Source organism: Olleya namhaensis, assembly GCF_900114005.1.
GTDB lineage: Bacteria > Bacteroidota > Bacteroidia > Flavobacteriales > Flavobacteriaceae > Olleya > Olleya namhaensis.
The window spans coordinates 537,184-560,943 of record NZ_FORM01000002.1 but is presented as its reverse complement, the minus strand read 5'-3'; the positions used below and the strand labels follow the sequence as shown (position 1 = coordinate 560,943).

The window sequence follows — 23,760 nt, the reverse complement described above, 5'->3', positions numbered from 1 at the left end:
TGAATGGTCTTTTCAAGTTTTCGTGTTGTATAAATTTGAGTGTAATTCATTCAGTATTTTCGTTTTCTGAGTGTTTTTGGCAGCTTACGTACAACTAGTTATATGGTGACTAAAGTAGTAAATATCCCTCAATTTTCACGGGATATGCGGAACTTTTGTTCCTGATTTTGGTTTTTCCTTAATAATTCTACAGCATTATCTAACGGGCTTGTTATATCTAATAAATCTTTTCTGGCTACGTGAGTGTAGATCATTGTGGTTTCTGGTCTGCTATGTCCTAATAACTCTTGTATGTGACGTAAACCTACACCTTGCTCTAATAAGTGTGTTGCATAGCTGTGTCTTAAAGTGTGCGGTGTTACAATGTAGTTGATTTTGGCAAGTTTGCTTGATTTGTGTAAAAATTTACGAACACTGCTAGATGTATATTTTCCTCCTTTTGGACCTTCTATTAAATAGAGTCTTGGTTTATAGGTCACCAAATAGTTTTCTAATAAAGGGAGTATGCTTTTTGCTATGCTAACAAATCGGTCCTTTCGTCCTTTGGCGTCTTTGATTAATATTTGATGTCTTTGGATGTGTAGGTGTTCTATTTTTAAATTTATTAGTTCGCTTATCCTTAAACCTCCCGAGTATAAAATGGCTAGAATTATACGGTGTTTTATGTTTTTTGTGTTTTGTAATAATAGTATCATTTCTTGATAGGATAATATTACAGGCAATTTTTTAGACTTTTTTGGTCTTGCTAATGTTATCTCGTTAATTTCTATTTTAGGATAAAATACAATAAACAGTTTTAGGGCGCTTATAAATTGACGTTGTGTGCTAATACTATAATTCCTTTTTATATAAATGGTTTCGATAAATAGTTCTACATCGCGATTGGTTAGTGTCTCAGTATCTTTCTCGTTATGATATTCTATAAAATCGGCTATTAGTTGTGTATAGGTGTTAACTGTACTTACACTATATCTTTTTCCTTTTAAGAATTTATAAAAATCATTTAAGATCTGCCTATTGTCTTTGCTTAGCTTTCTTATTCTTTTATCAGGATATTGATGTAGTGGCATACTAGTATCAAATACATCTTTAGCATTTATTGCGGTTAAATCTTCAAATTCTGAAAACAATAATTTTATGTTTTCGGGGTTGTTTTTAATATACCAGCTTTTTAGTGTTTGACTCCAATGTGCTTTCTTGATTTTTCTTAAAACAGCTATTATTGTATTGCTGTATTCGAAGCTTATTTTTATTTGATGTGTTTTTTTAAAGTAGATACGGCTTAGTGTGATCTCTGGAAGCTCTGGCATATGGCGTAGGTTTATTTCACTAAAAATAATAAAATAAATTGGCACAAAAAAAAAGCATCGCCAGTGCGATGCTTTTTAATTATTTGATTTGATGTTGTTTACGCTTTTTTAACGTCTGCACAACATGCTTTTTTACAATCTTTAGCACATGCCATTTTTTCGGCAGCTGTTTTGTTTGCACATTTTAATTTGCACGCTGCAGTTTTTGCAGCACAGTCAGCACAATCTTTTTTAGTACAGTCTTCTTTACACTTCATTGTGCATTCTTTTTTAGCAGGTGTAAATGCATCTACGGTATGCATGTCTTTTACTTTGTAAGCATCTGCTACGCTTGTTACTGTAGTTTCTAAAGCAGCTGGTGTTACTATAGCTTCGTCATATTCTACCATAGCTAATTCGCGATCAAAATCTACAGTTGCAGATTTTACACCTTCCATTTTAGCCATTTTTTTCTCGATAGTTTTTGCACAACCCATGGCGCAAGTCATTCCTTCAATTTTAAATTCGGCTTTAGCCAATTTAGCATTAGGGTTTATAGCTTTTTTTGCTGCTACTTCTGTTGTGCTTGCAGCTGCTGGTGCTGTCTTTACTTCTGGATTAGCATCGTTTTTACAACTAACTGCAAATACGCTTACTAACACTAGTACTAGTATGTGTTTAAATATTTTCATTTTGTATTGTATTTATTTATAATAATATAGATACAAAACTACTAATTTATATGCTTTATTGCCTTTAAAAATCGATTTTTGTACACTAAAACAATGCTATGCAGAGTAACAATTCTAAAAAATGGGTGTATTTACTGGTTTTGTCCTTGATTTGGGGTACCTCTTTTATTTTAATTAAAAAGGCGCTTTTAGGCTTAAGTGCTTATCAGTTAGGTGCTTTACGGACCTTAATTACGGGTTTGTTTTTGTTTGTAGTAGGTTATAAAAAGATAAAAACCATTAAAAAAGAGCATTGGAAATGGGTCGCGATATCCGGTGTTTTAGGATCGTTTATTCCTGCTTTTTTCTTTGCTATAGCTGAAACCGAAATTGATAGTGCTGTAGTATCTGTTTTGAATAGTTTAGTGCCATTAAATACGGTTTTGCTTGGTGCTGCTGTGTTTAAAATAGCAAGTAGTACTAGACAGGTTATTGGCGTGATAATTGGTTTTATTGGGACGTCTATTTTGATTTTGGAAGGTGCGGATTTAAATCCTAATCAAAATTATTTGTATGCTGGTTTTGTAATTGCATCAACAGTAATGTATGCGGTTAATGTAAATATTATTAAACGGTATTTACAAGAAGTGAAACCTTTGGCGATAGCGGTTGGTAATTACGTAGTTATTTTTATTCCTGCATTATTAGTACTGATTTTTACTGATTTTTTTAATCTTAATAATTTTGATATCCCAGTTTTTAATAAAGCAATTGGTTACGTGGTTATCCTTGCTTTTTTCGGGACGGCTTTGGCTAAGGTGTTATTTAATACATTGGTGCAAATGTCTACACCTGTTTTTGCATCTTCAGTAACATATATTATGCCTATTGTAGCTTTAGCTTGGGGGTTGTTGGATGGCGAAACGTTTAGTTGGACGCAAGGTGTGGGAACACTTATTATTTTAATTGGAGTGTATTTAGCTAACAGAAAGACAAAAAAAATCCGAAGCGTTTAAGCTTCGGATTTTTAAATTATATGTAATGTATATTAGTTAAAATCTGCATCTGTAACACCTTCGTTTACTTTTACATTTTTAATATTCATAGACATTGTTTGTGGTCCAGCCATGATAGTCTGTGCGTAAGGAAATTTAACTCCATTTACTTCAGAATAGTTATCATACTTTACTGTTGTTGTCATTTCTTTACCTTGAGCCTCAGTTGTGCTTTCTTCTTGAACTAACAAGTTTGTTGCAACATCATAATAACGGTAAGACGCATCGTCTCCTTTGACTACTTTTACTTTATAGCTATCTGCACCATCAATATCTACAATACTTACTAATGTTACATTAGCCATATCGTATTTAGTTTCTGGGAACATTCCTGCTTCAGCTTTTTTGTCTGATACTTCAGTTTCTGATAAAGGCATTTTTTGACCTTGTTGCTCTCTGTAACCTTCAGTACCGTTCCATTTAGACTTCATCATTACCATACCTTGCATAGCAACTTCCATAGACTCTTTATTGTCTTTAGTTTTCTTTAACTCTACAGTTAATGGTGGTGCACCTTGGATAACAAAATCACCGTCCATTTTTACAGAATTTACCATGTTGATATTGTTAGTACCTCCAATTGCTGTAATGTAGTTGTTTAATACCGTTTTAGCAGTAACACCTGCAGGTATTGGCTTAGAAAATTCTGGCTTTGCAACTGGGTTAGCGTATTTGTCGTAATAGTTAATCGGGATTCCGGTTTTTTCTAATCCAGAGATTACTTCGCTTCCTTTTCCAACAATAATTATTCTAGCATTTTCTGGCTTGAAATATTTATTAGCTACACGTTGTACATCTTCTACAGTAACTGCGTTTATTTTAGATAAATACGTTTTGTAAAAATCGCTAGGTAATTTGTTTAACTTTATTCTTAAAGCATATCTAGCTATTGTTTGAGGGCTTTCTAAAGCTAAAACAAAATCTCCAACGTACTTAGCTTTTGCATTTGCTAAAGCTTCTGCAGTTACTGGTTCGTTTTTAATTCTTTTAATTTCTTTTAAAGTCTCAATTACAGTACTGTCTGTAACCATGTTTCTAACCGCTGTACTAGCAGAAAATCTAGAGGCACCATAACGTGATGTTCCAATACTAGAACGTGCACCGTATGTCCAGCCGTTAGCTTCACGTAAGTTCATGTTTAGGTAACTGTTAAATCCACCACCTAAAATTTTGTTTGCAATTAATACCGCATGGTAATCAGGGTCATTCATTTCTAACACAACATTGTTAGTTAAAGCAACGTTTGACTGTACCGCATTTGGCATATCCACAAAGTCAATTTGTGTGTTTGCAACATTAGGACTTGGTGTTATTAAGTTTGTAGAAAAGTCAATACCCTTATCCCATTTTTTGAAATATTTTTTAACTTGTTTTTCAACTGTTTTAAAATCTACGTCACCAACAATTACTAAATATGCATTGTTTGGGTTGAAATATTTTTGGTAAAAAGCACGCACATTATTTAGGTCAATGTTGTTTACAGTTTCTTCAGAGATAAATTCCCCGTAAGGGTGTTTTACACCGTAAGATAAAGCACTACCAACACGTCCAGCGACAGCGTCTACACTTTTTTCGTTGCTTTTTAATCCTTCTAAAACACGTTCTTTTTCTTTTTCAAATTCTTCACCATTAAATAAAGGGTTTATAGCAGCATCTGCCATTAACTCTAAAATACGATCAGAGTATTTTGAAAGACCGCTTGCAAAAGCACCGTCAGAGCTAAAGTTAAGTCTAGCACCTAAAAAGTCTATTTCTTCGTTAAAAGCATCTTTAGCAATAGAGGTTGTTCCATTACCTAACATAGCGCCTAACATTGCAGATGTACCAGCTTTGTCACCTTCTGTAATAGGTTGGTTGTCTATTGTTAAAGAGTATGATACTCTTGGTAATTTATGGTTTTCTACTATTAATACTTTAAGACCATTTTTTAATTCAAATTCTCCAGGTATTTCCAATGTAATTGCTGGAGCTGGACCTGGTTTTGGTTGTTTAGATCTGTCAATTTGGGCTGATGCCGAAATTGATATAAACAATACCGCTAATAAGGCTGTTATTTTTGTTTTCATATCTATTAAAATTTCTTTTTATTTTTCGTCTTTTTTAGGTAAGTACTCTAAAACAACACGTTGGTTTGGGTTTAAATACTTTTTAGCAACTTCTTGAATGTCTTCTCTTGTTGCATTTCTGTATATATTAATTTCAGAATTAATTAAATCTGTATTTTTATATAACATGTAGTTTGTTGCTAATGACGCCGCAATACCTTGTACACTTGAGTTTGAATTAACAAATTGGTTTTCAAATTTGTTTTGAAGTTTTTCAAAATCTTTTTCAGAAATTAATTCAGTTTGAAGCTTTACAACTTCTTCATCCATTTCTGCAAGTAATGCTTCTAAAGAGGTTTCGCCTAATGGTAAACCATAAATAGCATAAATACTGTAATCTTGTTGTGGTATGTTAATAGCACCCGCTTGTAATGCCATTTTTTTATCGTCTACTAGTTTTTTGTAAAGTTTAGAAGATTTACCATCACTTAAATATGTAGAGATCATGTTTAAGATATAAGAGTCACGCTCTGCAAAACCTGGAGTTCTGTATCCTGTAATAATAGCAGGTATTTGTATGTTTGGATCGTAAAAAGTAGCTTCTAAAGCTTCAGTAATAGGATCTTCTTTTTGAAAATTTCTTACTGGTACTTCTCCGCCAGGAATCTCTTCAAAATAAAGTTTAGCTAATCGTGTTGCTTCTGCAACATCAATATCTCCAGCAATAACTAAAGCAGCATTGCTTGGTGTGTACCATTTTTTGAAATAAGCTTTAAACTCTTCTAAAGTAGAATCGTCTAAATCAGACATTTCTCCAATATTTTTATTCTTGTAAGGGTGTTTTGAAAATAAATTATCGCTTACAGCAAATAAAAACTGACCGTAAGGAGAGTTGTCATAACGTAATCTTTTTTCTTCTTTTACAACCTCATTTTGTGTGTCTACACCAACTTGGTCAATAACAGGATGAAGCATACGCTCTGACTCCATCCAAAGCCCAAGCTCTAAATTGTTTGATGGAAAAACTTCGTAGTAATACGTTCTGTCTAAAGAGGTATTGGCATTATTGCTTCCTCCGTTAGAAGATACAATTTTAAACCATTCGCCACGGTCTATATTTTGAGTCCCTTCAAATAAAAGATGCTCGAAAAAATGAGCAAAACCTGTTCTTAGACCTGTTTCTGGTGTTCCTCCTAAATCTTTACCACCAACGTCATACATAACGCCTACAGTTACTACCGGAGCAGAGTTGTCTTGATGTAAAATAACGTGTAAACCGTTATCTAAATCAAGCTCTTCGTACTTAACTTCTTGTGCGGTAGCAGTAAAACCAGCTAAAAGCAAAGCAGCTAATGAGAATAAACTTTTTTTCATGTTTTGATTGTTTAATTTATCAGTTTAAGTATTAGTATACCATTGTAAGTTTTTGTTACAACAATTATTACAAAAATAGCAATAGAAAGTAGTTTTTGATAGCTAAAGTGCTAAAAATTAACATCAAATTATAAAAATTTTGTTTTGTTTTCACGAAATTTAAAAGGATTATTAACCAATAAAATTTATTTAATATGAAAAATTTCACACTCCCAATACGATTTGGAATAGCTATAAGTGCCTCTCTAATTGCGTACTTTTTATTTTTAGCATTGTTTAATTTACATACCAATCCTATATTTAGTTTGGGTAATGGATTAATTACTGCTTTTGGTATTTATGAAGTTATTAAGTACTACAAAATAAAAGTAGGTAAGCAGTTTGCATACGCCAATGGTTTTAAACAGGGGTTAATTGCAGGGTTTGTTGGTACTTTAATTTTTTCAGCTTTTTTCTTGCTGTACGCAACAGAAGTAAACCCTTTGTTTTTAGCACAATTATTAGAGGTTTTTGAAGGACAATATAATGTAGGTGCTGGTATGGTAACTTTTGTAGTTGCAATAATGGGCTTTAGCACAACAGTAGTATTGACTTTGACGTTTATGCAATTGTTTAAAGATAGCCGAAATACGCCAAATGCAGAAGGTAAAAGAGATGGAGAAATTACTTTAAAGAAGGTATCCTAAACTATTAATTTTATGTATTTTAGTCTGTTGAAAGTAGTATGGATTAAAAATATTACTAGTAAGTACACAAAACGTTTGTATATTAATTAATTAGAAGTATATTTGCATCCGTTTTCTCAGGAAAATGAGATTATTTTATATAAATTAATTAATAAAAACGTTACGCTATGTACGCAATTGTAGAGATAGCAGGGCATCAATTTAAAGTTGAAAAAGACCAAAAAGTTTTTGTTAACCGTTTAGCAACAGAAGAAGGAGAAGCAGTGTCTTTTGACAATGTCCTTTTAATTGCAGATGGTTCTAACATAACTGTAGGCGCCCCAGCTATAGGCGGAGCACAAGTAAGTGCAAAAGTCTTAAAGCACCTTCAAGGTGATAAAGTTATTGTTTTCAAGAAGAAAAGAAGAAAAGGTTACCGTAAGAAAAACGGACACAGACAAGCCTTAACTGAAATTGTTATTGAAAGTATAGTAGCTTCAGGAGCTAAGCCAACAGCGAAAGCTGAAAAAGCTGCTCCGAAAAAAGAAACTAAAAAAGTAGAAGCTAAAGCTGCACCTAAGAAGGCTGCTAAAGCAACTGGAAAAGCTGACGACTTGAAAAAAGTTGAAGGTATTGGACCAAAAATTGCTGAGACGTTAGTAGCAGCAGGAATCGCTACTTTTGCTGAATTAGCTAAAACTGATGCAGCTAAAATTTCTGAAATCATTTCAGGTGTACGTGGTAATCACGTAACTGATACTTGGCCAGCACAAGCACAATTAGCTGCTGATGGTAAGTGGGATGAGTTAAAGAAATGGCAAGACGAATTAGATGGTGGTAAAGCGTAATTGCTAAATCACTTTAAGTATAACAATTTAAAAACTTAAGATCATGGCTCACAAAAAAGGGGTTGGTAGTTCGAAGAATGGTAGAGAATCAGAATCAAAACGTTTAGGCGTTAAGATATTTGGTGGACAAGCTGCTATTGCTGGAAACATTATCATAAGACAACGTGGTAATACACATCACCCAGGTGAAAATGTATACCAAGGAAAAGATCATACTTTACACGCTAAAGTAGATGGTTTAGTAAAATTTACAAAGAAAAGAGACAACAAGTCTTACGTTTCTATTGAGCCTTTTTTAGCTTAATACTTTTACATCCTAAAAAAATAAAAACCCTTTCCAATTGGAAAGGGTTTTTTTTATGCCCATTATTTTAGAATATCATTTATAATTTTTAAATGATGTGTTGTGTGTATAATTAAAAAACGAGGAACTCTCTTAGTGTTAACATTTCCAAATATCGGGTGTTTAAAGTGTGCGTTTTTGTCTAAGCTACTAATTGTTCCGATATTAGCTTTCGCTTCGTTTATTTGAGCTATAAGGTCCTTTTTAAGGATGATTTCTGGTGGTTTTACATGTTTTGGAGCTTTTGCTTTTCCTCTTGGAAAAAATCCTAACGTAAAAAACACCTTGCCTAACAGACTAAAATTATTAGAGTAAGTATTGGGGTCTGATGTTTTTAAAGCGGTACTCACATTATTTATAACTTTAAGACTATGGTCTATATGCCAAGCTACGTTCTCTTTTGAGATTTTTGTATTAGAAGTGTCTTGATTTTGAATGTGAGATTCTAATGTATCAAGCACTGTGGTTAGCTTTTTTAAGGTCATAATTTTTATGTTTATGCTAGGTAAGTTACAATTTATAGATTAGAAATTAAATTCCAAATACAGAAATAAACAGGGTTGTTTGGTAGGTCATAAGATTCTATTGGCTTTATGCCAATAAAAAGTTCCAGAAATAAAAAAAATCCCAAACCGTGAAGTTTGGGATTTTTTTATTATAATTAAAAATGCTTTGCTTTCGCGAAGATTTGTAATTAGTATCTGTAATGCTCAGGCTTGTATGGTCCTTCAACAGTAACACCAATATATTCTGCTTGGTATGGTGCTAATTCTGTTAATTCTACACCAATCTTTTCTAGGTGTAATTTAGCTACTTTTTCATCTAATTGCTTTGGTAACATATATACATCATTTTTGTATGCTGCACTGTTTTTCCAAAGTTCGATTTGAGCTAATGTTTGGTTAGTAAATGAGTTACTCATTACAAAACTAGGGTGTCCAGTTGCACAACCTAAGTTTACTAAACGTCCTTCAGCTAAAAGAATAATGTCTTTTCCGTTGATAGTATATTTGTCAACTTGTGGCTTGATTGTGTCTTTAGTATCACCATGCTTTTCGTTTAACCATCCTACTTGGATTTCGTTATCAAAGTGACCAATGTTTGCTACAATAACTTTGTCTTTCATTGCCTCAAAATGCTCAGCACGTACTATATCTTTGTTTCCTGTAGTAGTAATTACTATATCACTGTTACCAACAACTGTTTCTAATTTTTTAACTTCAAAACCGTCCATTGCAGCTTGTAGTGCACAAATTGGATCAATTTCAGTTACTGTTACAATACTACCAGCACCTTTAAAAGAGGCAGCAGTACCTTTACCAACATCACCATAACCACAAACAGTTACACGTTTACCAGCTAACATAATATCTGTTGCACGACGTATAGCATCTACAGCAGATTCTTTACATCCGTATTTGTTATCAAATTTAGATTTAGTTACAGAGTCGTTTACGTTTATAGCTGGCATTGTTAATGTACCATTTTTAACACGCTCATATAATCTATGTACTCCAGTTGTAGTTTCTTCAGATAAACCTTTAATTCCTGCAGATAACTCAGGGTATTTATCTAATACCATATTAGTTAAATCTCCTCCATCATCCAAAATCATGTTTAATGGCTTGCGGTCTTCACCAAAGAATAAAGTTTGTTCTATGCACCAGTCAAACTCTTCTTCTGTCATATCTTTCCAAGCATACACAGCTGTACCTGCATCTGCAATTGCAGCAGCAGCTTGATCTTGTGTAGAGAAAATGTTACAAGAACTCCAAGTAACTTCAGCTCCTAAAGCTTGTAAAGTTTCAATTAAAACAGCTGTTTGAATAGTCATGTGTAAACATCCAGCAATACGCGCTCCTTTTAAAGGCTGCTCGTTTTTGTATTCTTCACGTAAACTCATTAAACCTGGCATCTCTGCTTCAGCTAAAATAATTTCTTTTCTTCCCCAAGCCGCAAGCGACATGTCCTTTACCTTGTTTGGTACGTAAGCAACGTTTTTTGTACTCATATTATTTATCTCTTTTTTTTATAAATGAAACACCTTTGGGTAATACTGCTTAAAATTGTTAAATTCGCTTAACAAAAAAGCGTAACTCGCCTTAGGCGATGCAAAGATAACTAATAGATTTTAGAATATTAAATGCCTCTATATAAAACCATTACTCCTAACTCACAAACTACTGTTAAAATCTGGAAGATTGAGGAGTCTTATGACCAATTAATCAGTGGTTTAGACTTGAAGCCTGAAAGTATGACGCGTGTTTTAAGTATGAAAAGTCAACTGCATCAGCGTGGCTTTTTAAGTGTCCGTCACCTATTAAAAGCATTTGGTTATACAGATCAAGATCTGTTTTATGATACTAATGGAAAACCGCATTTAAAAGACGGAAAACAAATCTCAATAACACATAGTTTTACGTTTTCTGGCGTGATTATAAGTGATAGTAAGGTAGGGATTGATATTGAGCGCCAACGTGATAAAATTAAAGTTATCGCTAAAAAGTTTATTACTTATGAGTTTGATTATCTAAATAAAGAAGCTTCAGATTATATTAATAAGCTAACTGTTATTTGGGGTATTAAAGAATCGCTTTATAAATTGTTTGCCACACCAGGTATGTTATTTAGAGATCATTTTCTTGTAATACCATTTACTATGGCAGATTCTGAGACTATATGTTGGATAGATTATAAAGGATTAAAAAAACGCTATACTGCCAATTACTTGGAATTTGAGGGATTCACTTGTGCATTTGTAATAGAATAATGAGTGTTTACAACGACATACTTTCCGCAGCAGCGAAACAAGAAAAATTATTAGCAATTTTAATAGATCCGGATAAATTTGAAATTAATCTAATTTCCGAATTTGCTCACAAAATTAATCAATCCATCATCACTCATGTTTTTGTGGGTGGAAGCACGGTAGAAGTGGAGGTAACGCAAAAATTGGTGTCAGCTTTAAAACCATTAACTAAATTACCCATTGTGCTATTTCCTGGAGATGTCACGCAAATTTCTAAAGATGCTGATGCTATTTTGTTTTTGTCATTAATATCGGGACGAAACCCTAAGTACTTAATCGAAAAACAAATTGAAGCTGTATCCATTTTAAAAAACACCAATCTAGAGGTGATTCCTACGGGTTATATTTTAATTGAAAATGGAAAAGAAACCGCGGTGCAAAAAGTAACTCAAACCCAACCAATACCAACAGCTTTACACAGTTTAGTTGCAGATACGGCTAAAGCTGGCGAGTTATTGGGTAAAAAGCTTATTTATTTAGAAGCTGGTAGTGGTGCTTTACATCCCGTGCCTTTACAAATGATTAAATTTGTGAAGCAAGATTTAACGATACCTCTAATTGTTGGTGGCGGAATAAGAAGCAAACAGCAACTAGACGATGCTTATAAAGCAGGTGCGGATTTAGTGGTCATAGGGACCGCTTTTGAAGAAAACATAGATTTTTTTAACCATATTAGATTGTAAAAATGAATATCTCAGTAGACTTAACCTTGTCACCATTAAGTGATGATTTTGAACAACATGTTATCGATTTTATAAAAGCATTACGAGCGTCAAAATTTACGGTATTAGAAAACCCTTTAAGTACTCAGGTTTTTGGTGAATTTGACCAGTTGATGCCTTTTTTAAATGAAAAAATTAAAGCTTCTTTTGAAAATCAAGACATTTGTGTGCTAACAATAAAAGTGGTAAAAACAGATAGAAGCGAGTATGAACCACATTTTTAATTTTCTTTTTGGACAGTATTTAGAATACGAAACAGCAGATGTTGTTTTAGAGATTATTGCAGTCATTTTTGGCTTTTTGTCTGTTTGGTGTTCTAAACAAAATAAAATTTGGGTATTTCCAACGGGTATGATAAGTACCGTGATTTTTGTCTATTTATTATTTAAATGGCAATTATTGGGGGATATGATGATAAACGCCTATTATTTTTTAATGAGTGTTTATGGATGGTATATTTGGACAAGGAAGGTAGATGATAGCCACGTGACACCAATTTCTAGAACAACACCTAAAGAGAAAAAAACGAGTCTTTTTATATTTATAGGAACCTTGTTTTTTGTTTACTTTGTATACCAATGGTTTGATAAATGGACTAGTTGGGTAGCTTACGTGGATACAATAACAACTGCAATCTTTTTTGTAGGTATGTGGTTAATGGCTAAACGTAAAATTGAAAATTGGATTTTTTGGATAATAGGAGATATTATCTCAGTGCCTTTATATTTTTATAAAGGATTTACCTTTACTTCCTTTCAGTATTTAGGATTTACAATCATTGCCTTTTATGGCTATATAGCATGGAAAAAGTACTTACACAGCAACCCGCAAACTGTATAAAAATTGTGCTGTTTGGTCCAGAATCAACGGGTAAAACAACATTGTCGCAACAATTAGCACGCCATTACCACTCGGTTTGGGTGCCAGAGTATGCAAGAGATTATTTGCAAAACAAATGGAATAACGAGCGTAAAACCTGTGAGCCTAAAGATTTATTGCCAATCGCAATCGGGCAAATGGCATTAGAGAATAATTTGGCTCAAAAAACAGACTCTGTTTTAATCTGTGATACAGATTTATTGGAAACTAAAGTGTATTCTGAAGCGTATTACTCTGGGATCTGTGATCCTACACTTGAGAAATATGCTTTAAAAAACATATATGATTTATACTTTTTAACGTATATTGATACCCCTTGGGAGGCAGATGACTTACGTGATAAGCCCGAAGAGCGAGAAGCTATGTTTAAAGCGTTTGAATCGGCATTAATAAAACATAAAAAACCTTATGTGTTATTAAAAGGAGATAAAAAAACGAGATTAGAGTTAGCTATAAAACATATAGATTTATTATTAGAAAAATTTGGAGATGCAGTTCAATAAAAAAGATTTAGATTTTATCAATCAAAAAGGATTGACGCTAAAAAAAGTAGAGCAACAATTAAACCTGTTTAACTCAGGTTTACCTTATATTAATTTAGAAAGAGCAGCTACTATTAATGATGGTATACTTGAACTTTCTTACAATCGTGCTTCTCAATTAATTGGTTACTACGATTCAAAAAAAGATGATTTAAAGGTCGTTAAGTTTGTGCCTGCTTCTGGTGCAGCAACTAGAATGTTTAAGTTTTTATTTGAGTTTTTGAAGATGTATGATTCAAATAGCGGAAGCGTTAATGCATTTATTAATAAGAATAAAGCTTCAGATTTGTCTTTGTTTTTTATTGGTTTAGAGAAATTACCAATGTATAATGCTGTAATTAGACATTTAGAATCTAAAACAGATATTGATTTAAAGTCTACAAATGATAAAAAGTTATATGCTTTTGTTCAGGCTGTATTAGAAACAGATCAGTTTGATTATAGTAATTTTCCAAAAGGGTTATTACCTTTTCATAAATATAAAAATCATTTATCAAGTGCTTTTCAAGAGCATTTGTTTGAAGCTGCACTATATGTTGCAACAAAAGGCAAGGCTTCCGTTCATTTTACGATTTCGGAAAAACATAAAGGTAAATTTGATGCTGAATTTAATAGGATTCAGAAGGTTGTCGAGTCAAAAACTAACACAATTTTTGATATATCATTTTCTTATCAGAAGGAATCAACGGATACAATTGCGGTAACTGCAAAAAACGAAATAGTAAGAGAGGATAATGGTCAGTTGTATTTTAGGCCTTCTGGACATGGCGCCTTAATTGAAAATTTAAATGCATTAGACGCAGATATAATATTTGTAAAAAACATTGATAATGTGGTTGTTCATAAATATGAACTAGAAGTTGCTAAGTCTAAAAAAATGTTAGCAGGTTTGTTGATTGAAGTAAAAGAACAAGCATTTAAATATGCTAAAGCTTTAGACGAAAAAGAATTGTCTGATAATGATATTGTTGAGATTGCAGAGTTTTTAATTTCAAAAATGAATGTTGTTATTTCTTCTGAGTTTGAGAAATATTCTAAACAATATCAAATTGAATACTTAAAAAGTAAGCTAAACAGACCGATTCGTATTTGTGGAATGGTTCAAAATGAAGGAGAACCAGGAGGAGGTCCGTTTTGGGTAAAGGATGAGGGTGCTAACTTGTCATTACAAATTGTGGAGTCCGCTCAAATTAATAAAAAGGAAAAATCTCAGAAAAGCATTCTTAAAAAAGCGACACATTTTAACCCTGTTGATTTAGTTTGTAGTATTAAAAATTATAAAGGAGAAGTTTATGATTTACAAAAATTTGTAGATCAGCAGACAGCTTTTATTACCATGAAAACTAAGGTAGGTAAGGATATTAAGGCTCTTGAATTACCGGGGCTTTGGAATGGTAGTATGTCTAATTGGAATACTATTTTTGTAGAAGTGCCATTAGTGACCTTTAACCCAGTAAAAACGGTAAACGATTTATTAAAACCGACACACCAAGTCACTTAAGATGTTAGATAAAGTTGCTTTAGAAAAAGAGTTTAAATTAAAAGCTATCCGTAGCTCAGGAAGTGGTGGTCAACACGTAAATAAAGTTGCGACAAAAATAGAACTTAGTTTTTCTGTAAGTCTATCAATTGTATTGAGCCAGGATCAAAAAGAGTTGATTTTAGTTAACCTATCTAATAGGTTAACTAAAGAGCAAGTCTTGATATTGCAGTGTGGAGAAAGTCGTAGCCAGTTAAAAAATAAAGGTTTTGCAATAAAACGTGCTTTTTCCATTCTGGAAGGCGCATTACATGTGGACGCCAAGCGTAAACCAACTAAAATTCCGAGAGCGGTTATCCGAAAACGTCTGAAAAATAAGAAATATAATTCTGATCTAAAAAATAGTCGCAGAAAGCCAAGCTTAGATTAAATACTATTAAAATTGGCTTAATTGTGTAATTGCAATATTAATATTTGCTGTTTTTTGTAGATTTTAAAAAAAAGTTAGATTGCTATTTCATAAATCAAATTTCTAATCTACCTTTGCAGCGTTCTCATAAAAGGGGTGCCTATATCGGCTGAGATCATACCCATTGAACCTAGAACAGGTAATGCTGTTTAGGAATTTGAAACACATTTATTGTGTTACTAAGTGATACTTAGATAGTCTAAGTGTTGCAAAAACTAATTAATAACAATTAAGAATAATCACCTCTTTTTATTCGATTATCATTTTAATCGTAATGAAAAATTTATTTCTTTTTTTAACACTTTTAGTGTTATCGGCCAGTGCTTACGGGCAAGACCAAAAAACAGTTACCTTAGACTCAACAAAAATCACCAAACTAGACGAAGTCTTAATTCAATCTATTCGGGTAGAGGCAGATTCGCCAATTACACACTCTAATGTTACAAAAGCAGATTTAGAAAAACGTAATTTAGGTCAGGATATACCTATTCTTTTAAATTATTTACCATCTGTTGTAACTACAAGTGATGCCGGAGCAGGAGTTGGATATACTGGAATCCGTGTGCGTGGTGTAAGTGCGCAATCAACAAATATTACTATTAATGGTATTCCATATAATGATTCAGAAAGTCTAGGAACATTTTGGGTTAATTTAGGAGACTTTTCTTCTTCAGTAGAAAGTTTACAGCTACAACGTGGTGTTGGTACATCTACAAATGGATCAGGTGCTTTTGGAGCGAGTATTAATGTACTTACAGATGCAGTCGCAAAGGAAGCCAAGGGAGAAGTTTCTAATAGCTTTGGAAGCTATAATACTAGAAAGCATACCGTAAAGTATAGTACAGGGTTATTAAACGACCATGTAGAGATTTCAGGTAGACTATCTCAAATTAATTCTGATGGTTATATTGATAGAGCGACGTCAGATTTAAAATCGTACTTCTTTCAGGGTACTTATGTGGATGATAATACACTTATTAAAGCGGTTACTTTTGGTGGTAAAGAAGTTACCTATCAAGCTTGGAATGGTATAGATATAGACAAACTTAAAGAGGATAGAACATTTAATCCTTCAGGAGAATATCAAGATCAAGATGGTATTACACGTTATTATGATAACGAAGTAGACAATTACACACAAGATCATTACCAATTGCATTGGAATCAAAAATTTAATAATAATTGGTCTACTAATTTAGGTTTAAATTACACTTACGGACGTGGGTATTTTGAACAATATAAAGAAGACGAAGATTTTGATACTTACGGTTTTGAGCCAATCACTTTAGGGAGCCAAACCATCAACGAGACTGATGTAATTAGAAGACGTTGGTTAGATAATAATTTTTATGTTTTAAATGCTAGTGTTAATTACAAAGATGACAACTTAAATTTAAGTTCGGGTGTGTTTTACAGTTCTTACCATGGTGAGCATTTTGGAGAAGTAATCTGGTCTCAATACGCAAGTAATAGCCAGATTAGAGATCGTTATTATGAGGGTGATGGTGATAAATATGATTTTAGTGCGTTTGCAAAAGCCACGTACCAATTAAATAATAAGTTAAGCCTGTTTGGAGATTTGCAATTTAGAAGTGTAAATTATGATACTAGCGGTATTAGTTCTGACTTAGTATTATTTGAAATAGATAAAACCTATAATTTCTTCAACCCTAAAGCAGGATTATCTTATAATTTAAACCCTAGTAATAACTTTTATTTCTCTTATGCACGAGCAAATAGAGAAGCTAGTAGAAGTGATTTTGAAAGTAATCCAGATATTAAACCAGAGCAATTAAATGACTTTGAACTAGGATGGAGATACAAAAGTAAAAACTTAATTTTTAATGCAAATGCTTATTACATGTTGTATAATGAGCAATTGGTGCTAACAGGAGCAATTGATGATGTAGGATCGTTTATCAGAGATAATTCCGGAAAAAGCTCACGTTTAGGAATCGAGTTGGAAGCAGTAGTAAAATTAAGTAATCAATTTTCTATTCAGCCTAACGTAACGTTTAGCTCAAATAAAAATGACGAAACGATTATAAATAGAGATGGTGGACTTGTAAATTTAGGGAAGACTAATATTTCTTTTTCACCGGATGTAGTGGCTTCAAATGCATTTGTATTTCAACCAATGGATAATCTGCAGTTTTCACTTTTAAGTAAGTTTGTGGGAGAACAATTTATGGGTAACACAGATTCTGATACCTCAAAATTAGACAGCTACTTTGTTAACGATTTTAATGTAACCTACGAGATTAAGACAAATAAAATTTTTAAATCTATCCTGTTCTCAGGACTAGTAAATAATATTTTTGGAGAAAAGTATGTGTCTAATGGATATTACTATACCTATGACGATACATGGTCTAATCCAAATACAACAACAACTATAGAGGGTGCTGGATATTATCCACAAGCAACGACTAACTTCTTAGTTGGTGCAACGTTAAAATTTTAATCACTAATTTTTAAGTAAACCAGTAAAAAGCATCTCAAATTTGAGGTGCTTTTTTAATTGTTATAAACTCTAATAACACTTCCGTTAACTTCAACAAAATAAGGTTTTAAAGCAAACTGTCCAGAAGTTCCATCAAATGGTGCTCCGTCTACAATGTTATAAGAATTTCCATCTTCGCAGTTACAGGTAGCAGTAATACCAGATACCGTTAATTTAGAGCAAGTGGAAGGTACGTGGTTAGGATCGGTAATTTCAAAAGCAGTGTACATATTGTTACCAATATTATAAATTACAATACCTTTATAGCCAAAACCGTTAAGTACTAAGTGGTTGCTAGGAAACTGTAAGGAGTTGTATTGTGGTAGTGTTGTATTTATTGAATTTAGAGTGTCAAATGCAATATTGGGGATAAAGTTATTAGTATCATTATCGTCATTTTTTTGACAAGAGGTAACTAATACAAAGCAGAATATTATTGTAGCTATAGACCTTAACATATAAATTTAATAATTTTTTAGGATTGCAATTTACAACAATTACAATGTTGAGTTAAATATTTTGTATATTTGTAATGCAAAATCTCGTGTCGACGAGATTTTTGTGTTTAGCGCTAAATTGTTTTAGCGCCTTTTTATTTAAACGAAAAAAATATGAGTAAAGTATCTTATTATACAGCAGAAGGATTAAAAAAGTTGCGTGAAGAGTTAAAGCAACTTAAGGATGTAGAGCGTGTTAAAGCATCAAGAGCTATTGCGGAAGCAAGAGATAAAGGTGATTTAAGTGAAAATGCCGAATATGATGCAGCTAAAGAAGCGCAAGGTATGCTAGAAATGCGTATTGCTAAATTAGAAGATCAAATGGCAGGAGCACGTGTTATTGACGAGTCTCAAATGGATACGTCAAAAATATTGGTCTTATCAAAAGTAAAAATCAAAAACCAAACTAATGGAATGGAGATGAATTATACTTTGGTGGCCGATGGTGAAGCAGACTTAGCAGCAGGAAAAATATCTGTAAACAGTCCTATTGGTAAAGGTTTACTTGGTAAAACTGTTGGGGACGTTGCAGAAATACAAGTGCCAAACGGTATTATTAAATTTGATATTGTCGAAATAAGTAGATAAATAAATGGTGTTTTATTTCGCTTAAGCTGAAAACCATTTCAAATAAAAAAGATTCCTGTTTTTGTACAAAGCAGGAATCTTTTTTTATCTTTAAATCATATACAAATAATTATGGCATCCATTTTTACAAAAATAGTTAACGGAGAAATCCCTTGTTATAAAGTAGCAGAAACTGAAGATTTTTTAGCCTTTTTGGATGTTAATCCAAATGCTAAAGGACATACGTTATGTATTCCTAAAAAGGAAGTGAATAAAATTTTTGATTTAGACGAAGCAGCATATATTGGTTTAATGCAATTTTCAAGAAAGGTCGCTATAGCTTTAGAAAAAACAGTGCCTTGTAAGCGTGTTGGTGTAAGTGTTATTGGTTTAGAAGTACCTCATGTACATGTGCATTTAATACCATTAAACACAATGGAGGATGCTAGATTTATTAATAAAGTAACATTAGAAAAGGAGACTTTTGAAGCTTTGGCTAAAGCAATAAGTGACAACCTATAGTTTATAGGCCACAAGTCCTATTACTGCTGTAATTACAGCTATACCTGCAATAATTAAGATCCAAAACAAACTTTTATATTTTTTAGATGCTTTTTTAGGCTGAAAAGCCTTCATTTGGTATTCAAAAACGCGTTCGATATCGTCCGTCCATCTTGCTGGATAAATAGGCGTATTGCAAACGGTGCAATTCATTTCAGTACTGACCTCTTGGGTAATGCTTTTGTAAAAAGAAGTTTCAATAAAACGTTGCTTAAATGTTAATTGCAACCCTTTAGTGCTAAAGCACTCAGGACAATTGTTATTTAAATTAACTGTTTTTATTGTTATTAATCTTTCTGCCATCTATATCGTTTTTAAGCTAATTTGCATCGTTGTTCCTTTTCCTTTTTCAGAATTTAGAACTTTAATGCGACCATCATGGAAATCTTCTACGATTCGTTTTGCCAATGATAAGCCAAGTCCCCAACCGCGTCTTTTAGTTGTGTAACCGGGGTCAAAGATAGTGTTAAATTCGTTTTTACTTATCCCTTTTCCGGTATCTGTTACAGTAATTTTTACTTGTTGTTCAAGTTGTGATATAGTGACCTGTAAATCACCTTTTCCCTTCATGGCATCAATAGCATTTTTAACTAAATTTTCAATAGTCCAGCTATATAATTGCTTATTTAAATTGACGTAAATAGGGTGTTCTGGGATTTTGAGGCTAAAATTGACTAGTTTTGAGGACCTTGTTTTTAGATAATCATAGGCTTCTTGAGTTTCGGCTATAATATCCGATTTTTCTAACGTTGGAAGTGATCCTATTTTGCTAAAACGCTCGGTAATAGTTTGCAAGCGATGGATGTCTTTTTCAATTTCTTTAATATATTCAGGATTGGTGTCTTCACTTTTTAAAATTTCTGTCCAACCCATTAAAGAAGATAAAGGAGTTCCAATTTGATGTGCAGTTTCTTTAGCCATTCCTGACCATAATTTATTTTGTGTTGCAATTTTTGAACTACGATAAAAAAAGTAAACTACAGCTCCAAATAAAACGATGATTAATAATAATGCTAATGGGTAGTATTTTAATTTATTTAATAGTGGCGAGTTACCGTAATACAAGGTCCCAATAGATTCTTCGCTATTAGAGTCGTTATTAAAGTAAGATAATGGTATTGGGTTATTTTCTTCTTGATATTGTTGTTGTCTTTTTTTTAAAAAAGAAGTCACGTTTCTAATACCTGTAGTATCTAAGTTTTTTAAACTTTGAAAGTCGCCTTCTGGAGACACTAGTATCATTGGTGTTGTTGAGGTGGAATCCGTAATTATAAAAGAAGTTACATTATTGACTTCACTATTAATATCATTAAAACTGTTTAGAAAATCACTTTGTGCGTATGACCATGTTTCCATTTTACGGCGTTCTTCTGCTTTAAATTTTTGAAAAAACACATAGGTATTCCATAAAATTAAAGAGATAATGGCAAACGAAGCAATGATAATAATCCAACGGATTAGTTGGCGATGTTTTGTAAAAAACATGATGGTTAATTTTTGTTGTTAATATAATGCAATTCTGTTAATAATATTGTGATGGTTGGTCAGTAATTACCTTTTAGTTGGTAAACAGATTATGTATTTTTGCTAAAATCAAACAGACAACTATGTTATCTTTTACTCCACAAGAATTTTCAACAGCTAAATTACATGGGTATTTATTAAGTGCTGTAGCACCTAGACCAATTGCATTTGCTAGTACTATTGATGCAGATGGTAACCCTAATTTATCGCCTTTTAGTTTTTTTAATGTCTTTAGTGCAAACCCTCCAATTTTAATCTTTTCGCCAGCAAGACGTGTAAGAGATAATACAACTAAGCACACTTTGGAAAATGCCGAGTTAACTAAAGAAGTTGTTATTAATGTTGTAAATTATGATATTGTACAGCAGATGTCTTTGAGTAGCACAGAGTATGCTGAAGGTGTTAATGAGTTTGATAAAGCTGGTTTAACGATGTTAAAGTCGGATTTGGTAAAACCGTTTAGAGTGGCTGAAAGCCCAGTGCAAATGGAGTGTAAAGTTAACGAGATTGTTAAATTAGGTACAGAAGGTGGTGCTGGAAATTTAATTATTTGCGAAGTTGTCAAAATGCACGTTTCAGAAGATGTTTTAGATGAAAATGGTACAATTGACCAAGTCAAGCTTGATTTAGTATCTAGAGCTGGTGGTAGTTTTTATAGTAGAGCAAAATCTGGGTTTTTCGAAATTCCAAAACCGCTATCAACATTAGGTATTGGTGTTGATGCATTACCAAAAGAGATTAGAGAAAGTGCGGTTTTAACAGGGAATGATTTGGGTCTTTTAGGGAATGTTGAAAACTTACCTGAGGAAAAAAGCATTCAGGCTTTTAAAAACCAACATAATTTAAGTTCTTTGTCCACAGAACAGAAACATGAAAAAGCAAAGTCTTTTTTAAGCTTTAGTGATGTAGATAGTGCTTGGAAAGTGTTATTATCGTAAGTTTGCGATACCAAAATAGACGAATATTTAATAATTATATAGAAAATGGAAGTACAAGGAAAAGTTAAGCTAGTAGGAGAAACTCAAAGTTTTGGTAGCAACGGATTTAGAAAAAGAGAGTTAGTAGTAACTACAGAAGAACAATATCCTCAACATATTTTAGTAGAGTTTGTTCAAGATAAATGTGATTTATTAAACAATTACCAAGTTGGACAAGATGTAAAAGTAAACATCAACTTACGTGGTAGAGAGTGGGTTAATCCTCAAGGAGAAACTAAATATTTTAACTCGATCCAAGGATGGAGAATTGAAGGTGTACAAGCTGGAGCAGCACCTCAGGGTATGCCAGAAGTGCCACCTGCACAAGCTTTTGAGCCTGCAAAAGATGTTAAGTCTGAAGATCATGACGATTTACCTTTCTAGTAAAAACAATGCTGTTTTGGCAGCGTAATTATATAAAACCTCAATACAATAGTGTTGAGGTTTTTTTATTTTAGACCCTTTTCTTATTTTTCGATAAACAAAACCTGTAATGGATTTATTAAATAGTAATCTTTCTTTTCCTGATGTGTCCCATGCTACCGAAGATGGTTTGCTAGCTGTTGGAGGTGATTTAAGTGCCCAACGTTTATTGCTAGCCTATCAAAAAGGAATTTTTCCTTGGTTTGAAGACGATAATACTATTATGTGGTGGTCTCCAGATCCAAGATTTGTTTTATTTCCGGAAGCATTGAAAGTCTCTAAAAGCATGAGGCAAGTATTACGTAACTCAGATTTTGAAGTTACAGTTAATACAAGTTTTGATTCGGTAATTAAGGCATGCGCAGCAGCTAAAAGAATAGGTCAAGAGGACACATGGATTACCAAAGGGATGATTGATGCATACACCAAATTACATCATTTAGGATATGCTAAATCTATAGAGGTTTGGTTAAATAAAGAATTGGTAGGCGGTTTATATGGTGTGGATCTTGGTAATGGTGTGTTTTGCGGAGAAAGTATGTTTGCTACAGTTAGCAATGCTAGTAAAGTGGGCTTTATAAGTTTTGTGCAGAATACCAATTACAAGCTTATAGATTGCCAAGTATATACTAATCACCTTGAAAGTTTAGGTGCGGAGGATATACCTAGAGCTCAGTTTTTGGAGTATTTAGTTTAAACTTCGTTATATCTAAAGCAACCCACTTCGTGATCGTTTACCATACCAACAGCTTGCATAAAAGCATAAATTACTGTGGATCCCACAAACTTAAAACCACGCTTTTTTAAATCCTTACTTAAGGCATCACTTAAAGCTGTATTTGCTGGCGCATTTTTATAATAATCTATAGTGTTTTTAATAGGCTTATTATCTACAAAAGCCCATAAGTACTTGCTGAAACTTCCAAATTCTTTTTGGATGTCCATAAATAATTGAGCATTTGTTATTGTTGCATTTACTTTTAACTTGTTTCTTATAATGCCTGCATTTTGTAATAACTGAGCTTTTTTGTCTTCATTATAATTTGCTATTTTTTTGTAATCAAACTGGTCAAATGCATCAAAAAAATTATTTCGTTTGCGTAAAATAGTAATCCAACTAAGTCCTGCTTGAAAAGTTTCTAGAATTAAAAATTCAAATAGTGTGGCGTCATCATGGACAGGATTACCCCATTCGTTATCGTGGTAAGCCTCATAAAGTTCATCTCCAACACACCAACCGCATTTATGTTTTGTCATTTTTATTGATTTTAAAATTAAGTATTATCGCTATAATTAAACCGATAATAAGTGCCCCTTTTAAACTACCATAAAAGTTACACTCCGTTGTTAATTACCCTTCAAACTATTGTGGTAATATTTAAAACAAGCCAACCAGTAAAATAGGTCATTTAAATGATTACTTTTAGTTGCTTATTTATTTTCAATGTAAGGTTTTTAATTAATTACTACTAATGTAACAACAGTAACTTAAAAATCATAATAGTTACTGTATTTTT

General features: G+C 32.7%; 27 protein-coding genes. 17 read left to right on the top strand and 10 right to left on the bottom strand.

Annotated features, from left to right (window positions below):
* Nucleotides 1-128 precede the first annotated feature (128 nt).
* Both BMZ09_RS05630 and BMZ09_RS05625 read right to left on the bottom strand, forming a co-directional pair.
* Nucleotides 129-1,310, bottom strand: a complete 1,182-nt coding sequence (locus tag BMZ09_RS05630) for a tyrosine-type recombinase/integrase (protein ID WP_090838314.1) — start codon at nt 1,308-1,310, stop codon at nt 129-131.
* A gap of 98 nt (nt 1,311-1,408) precedes the next feature.
* Nucleotides 1,409-1,981, bottom strand: coding sequence for a cation transporter (locus BMZ09_RS05625; RefSeq protein WP_090838312.1), 573 nt, complete (start codon nt 1,979-1,981; stop codon nt 1,409-1,411).
* Between the two features lie 98 nt (nt 1,982-2,079).
* Here BMZ09_RS05625 and BMZ09_RS05620 point away from each other — a divergent pair, with 98 nt between their 5' ends.
* Nucleotides 2,080-2,976 carry a DMT family transporter gene (locus tag BMZ09_RS05620; protein WP_090838310.1) on the top strand — a complete coding sequence of 299 codons (897 nt, stop codon included), beginning with the start codon at nt 2,080-2,082 and terminating at the stop codon, nt 2,974-2,976.
* Between the two features lie 32 nt (nt 2,977-3,008).
* On the opposite strand, the gene BMZ09_RS05615 is transcribed toward BMZ09_RS05620, so the two are convergent.
* Both BMZ09_RS05615 and BMZ09_RS05610 read right to left on the bottom strand, forming a co-directional pair.
* Nucleotides 3,009-5,081 (bottom strand): M16 family metallopeptidase, encoded by a 2,073-nt coding sequence (locus BMZ09_RS05615; RefSeq protein WP_090838309.1) that lies wholly within the window; start codon nt 5,079-5,081, stop codon nt 3,009-3,011.
* An 18-nt stretch (nt 5,082-5,099) separates the two neighbouring features.
* Nucleotides 5,100-6,434, bottom strand: a complete 1,335-nt coding sequence (locus BMZ09_RS05610) for a M16 family metallopeptidase (protein ID WP_090838307.1) — start codon at nt 6,432-6,434, stop codon at nt 5,100-5,102.
* Between the two features lie 194 nt (nt 6,435-6,628).
* On the opposite strand from BMZ09_RS05610, the gene BMZ09_RS05605 reads away from it, so the two are divergent.
* The 3 genes from BMZ09_RS05605 (at nt 6,629) to rpmA (ending at nt 8,251) form a co-directional block, all read left to right on the top strand.
* Nucleotides 6,629-7,120 (top strand): DUF4199 domain-containing protein, encoded by a 492-nt coding sequence (locus BMZ09_RS05605; RefSeq protein ID WP_090838305.1) that lies wholly within the window; start codon nt 6,629-6,631, stop codon nt 7,118-7,120.
* 167 nt (nt 7,121-7,287) lie between these two features.
* Nucleotides 7,288-7,947: a 50S ribosomal protein L21 gene (rplU, locus tag BMZ09_RS05600; RefSeq protein WP_090838303.1), complete on the top strand. Its 660-nt coding sequence runs from the start codon at nt 7,288-7,290 to the stop codon at nt 7,945-7,947.
* Between the two features lie 43 nt (nt 7,948-7,990).
* Entirely contained in the window at nt 7,991-8,251 is a 261-nt protein-coding gene (gene rpmA, locus BMZ09_RS05595) for a 50S ribosomal protein L27 (RefSeq protein ID WP_090838301.1), read from the top strand.
* A 62-nt stretch (nt 8,252-8,313) separates the two neighbouring features.
* Here rpmA and BMZ09_RS05590 read toward each other — a convergent pair whose 3' ends face one another.
* Both BMZ09_RS05590 and ahcY read right to left on the bottom strand, forming a co-directional pair.
* Entirely contained in the window at nt 8,314-8,775 is a 462-nt protein-coding gene (locus BMZ09_RS05590) for a DUF1569 domain-containing protein (RefSeq protein ID WP_090838298.1), read from the bottom strand.
* Between the two features lie 209 nt (nt 8,776-8,984).
* Complete coding sequence (gene ahcY, locus BMZ09_RS05585) at nt 8,985-10,301, bottom strand: adenosylhomocysteinase (protein ID WP_090838296.1); 1,317 nt, start codon at nt 10,299-10,301, stop codon at nt 8,985-8,987.
* Between the two features lie 132 nt (nt 10,302-10,433).
* Between ahcY and BMZ09_RS05580 the strand changes: the two genes are divergently transcribed.
* The 8 genes from BMZ09_RS05580 to BMZ09_RS05545 all read left to right on the top strand — a co-directional run bounded on the left by BMZ09_RS05580 (nt 10,434) and on the right by BMZ09_RS05545 (nt 17,655).
* Entirely contained in the window at nt 10,434-11,060 is a 627-nt protein-coding gene (locus BMZ09_RS05580) for a 4'-phosphopantetheinyl transferase family protein (protein ID WP_090838294.1), read from the top strand.
* A complete protein-coding gene (locus tag BMZ09_RS05575) occupies nt 11,057-11,782 on the top strand; it encodes a phosphoglycerol geranylgeranyltransferase (RefSeq protein WP_090838349.1) in 726 nt (241 codons plus the stop codon). Before BMZ09_RS05580 ends, BMZ09_RS05575 begins: the two co-directional genes overlap by 4 nt.
* A 2-nt stretch (nt 11,783-11,784) precedes the next feature.
* Nucleotides 11,785-12,045 carry a YkoF family thiamine-binding protein gene (locus BMZ09_RS05570; protein WP_090838292.1) on the top strand — a complete coding sequence of 87 codons (261 nt, stop codon included), beginning with the start codon at nt 11,785-11,787 and terminating at the stop codon, nt 12,043-12,045.
* Nucleotides 12,029-12,661 (top strand): nicotinamide riboside transporter PnuC, encoded by a 633-nt coding sequence (pnuC, locus tag BMZ09_RS05565; protein ID WP_090838291.1) that lies wholly within the window; start codon nt 12,029-12,031, stop codon nt 12,659-12,661. Before BMZ09_RS05570 ends, pnuC begins: the two co-directional genes overlap by 17 nt.
* On the top strand, nt 12,622-13,203 hold the full coding sequence (locus tag BMZ09_RS05560) for an AAA family ATPase (RefSeq protein ID WP_090838290.1): 582 nt from the start codon (nt 12,622-12,624) through the stop codon (nt 13,201-13,203). Before pnuC ends, BMZ09_RS05560 begins: the two co-directional genes overlap by 40 nt.
* Nucleotides 13,190-14,743, top strand: a complete 1,554-nt coding sequence (locus BMZ09_RS05555; RefSeq protein WP_090838288.1) for a DUF4301 family protein — start codon at nt 13,190-13,192, stop codon at nt 14,741-14,743. Before BMZ09_RS05560 ends, BMZ09_RS05555 begins: the two co-directional genes overlap by 14 nt.
* A 1-nt stretch (nt 14,744) precedes the next feature.
* Nucleotides 14,745-15,152 carry an alternative ribosome rescue aminoacyl-tRNA hydrolase ArfB gene (gene arfB / locus BMZ09_RS05550; protein ID WP_090838286.1) on the top strand — a complete coding sequence of 136 codons (408 nt, stop codon included), beginning with the start codon at nt 14,745-14,747 and terminating at the stop codon, nt 15,150-15,152.
* A gap of 313 nt (nt 15,153-15,465) precedes the next feature.
* Nucleotides 15,466-17,655 carry a TonB-dependent receptor gene (locus BMZ09_RS05545; protein WP_090838284.1) on the top strand — a complete coding sequence of 730 codons (2,190 nt, stop codon included), beginning with the start codon at nt 15,466-15,468 and terminating at the stop codon, nt 17,653-17,655.
* 53 nt (nt 17,656-17,708) lie between these two features.
* Here BMZ09_RS05545 and BMZ09_RS05540 read toward each other — a convergent pair whose 3' ends face one another.
* Complete coding sequence (locus tag BMZ09_RS05540) at nt 17,709-18,152, bottom strand: hypothetical protein (RefSeq protein WP_090838282.1); 444 nt, start codon at nt 18,150-18,152, stop codon at nt 17,709-17,711.
* A gap of 153 nt (nt 18,153-18,305) precedes the next feature.
* On the opposite strand from BMZ09_RS05540, the gene greA reads away from it, so the two are divergent.
* Complete coding sequence (gene greA, locus BMZ09_RS05535) at nt 18,306-18,779, top strand: transcription elongation factor GreA (RefSeq protein ID WP_090838280.1); 474 nt, start codon at nt 18,306-18,308, stop codon at nt 18,777-18,779.
* Between the two features lie 111 nt (nt 18,780-18,890).
* Nucleotides 18,891-19,280: an HIT family protein gene (locus BMZ09_RS05530; protein ID WP_090838278.1), complete on the top strand. Its 390-nt coding sequence runs from the start codon at nt 18,891-18,893 to the stop codon at nt 19,278-19,280.
* On the opposite strand, the gene BMZ09_RS05525 is transcribed toward BMZ09_RS05530, so the two are convergent.
* Both BMZ09_RS05525 and BMZ09_RS05520 read right to left on the bottom strand, forming a co-directional pair.
* Complete coding sequence (locus BMZ09_RS05525) at nt 19,275-19,622, bottom strand: hypothetical protein (protein ID WP_090838276.1); 348 nt, start codon at nt 19,620-19,622, stop codon at nt 19,275-19,277. The genes BMZ09_RS05530 and BMZ09_RS05525 overlap by 6 nt on opposite strands.
* Complete coding sequence (locus tag BMZ09_RS05520; protein WP_090838274.1) at nt 19,623-20,804, bottom strand: sensor histidine kinase; 1,182 nt, start codon at nt 20,802-20,804, stop codon at nt 19,623-19,625.
* Nucleotides 20,805-20,926: 122 nt separating this feature from the next.
* Between BMZ09_RS05520 and BMZ09_RS05515 the strand changes: the two genes are divergently transcribed.
* The 3 genes from BMZ09_RS05515 (at nt 20,927) to aat (ending at nt 22,940) form a co-directional block, all read left to right on the top strand.
* A complete protein-coding gene (locus tag BMZ09_RS05515; RefSeq protein ID WP_090838272.1) occupies nt 20,927-21,781 on the top strand; it encodes a flavin reductase family protein in 855 nt (284 codons plus the stop codon).
* A gap of 45 nt (nt 21,782-21,826) precedes the next feature.
* The gene (locus BMZ09_RS05510) at nt 21,827-22,204 is read left to right on the top strand and encodes a DUF3127 domain-containing protein (RefSeq protein WP_090838270.1); all 378 of its coding nucleotides are present in this window, start codon (nt 21,827-21,829) and stop codon (nt 22,202-22,204) included.
* 109 nt (nt 22,205-22,313) lie between these two features.
* Nucleotides 22,314-22,940, top strand: coding sequence for a leucyl/phenylalanyl-tRNA--protein transferase (gene aat, locus BMZ09_RS05505; RefSeq protein ID WP_090838268.1), 627 nt, complete (start codon nt 22,314-22,316; stop codon nt 22,938-22,940).
* Here the strand turns inward: aat and BMZ09_RS05500 are convergent.
* Nucleotides 22,937-23,500, bottom strand: coding sequence for a DNA-3-methyladenine glycosylase I (locus tag BMZ09_RS05500; protein ID WP_090838266.1), 564 nt, complete (start codon nt 23,498-23,500; stop codon nt 22,937-22,939). The genes aat and BMZ09_RS05500 overlap by 4 nt on opposite strands.
* Nucleotides 23,501-23,760: the final 260 nt, after the last annotated feature.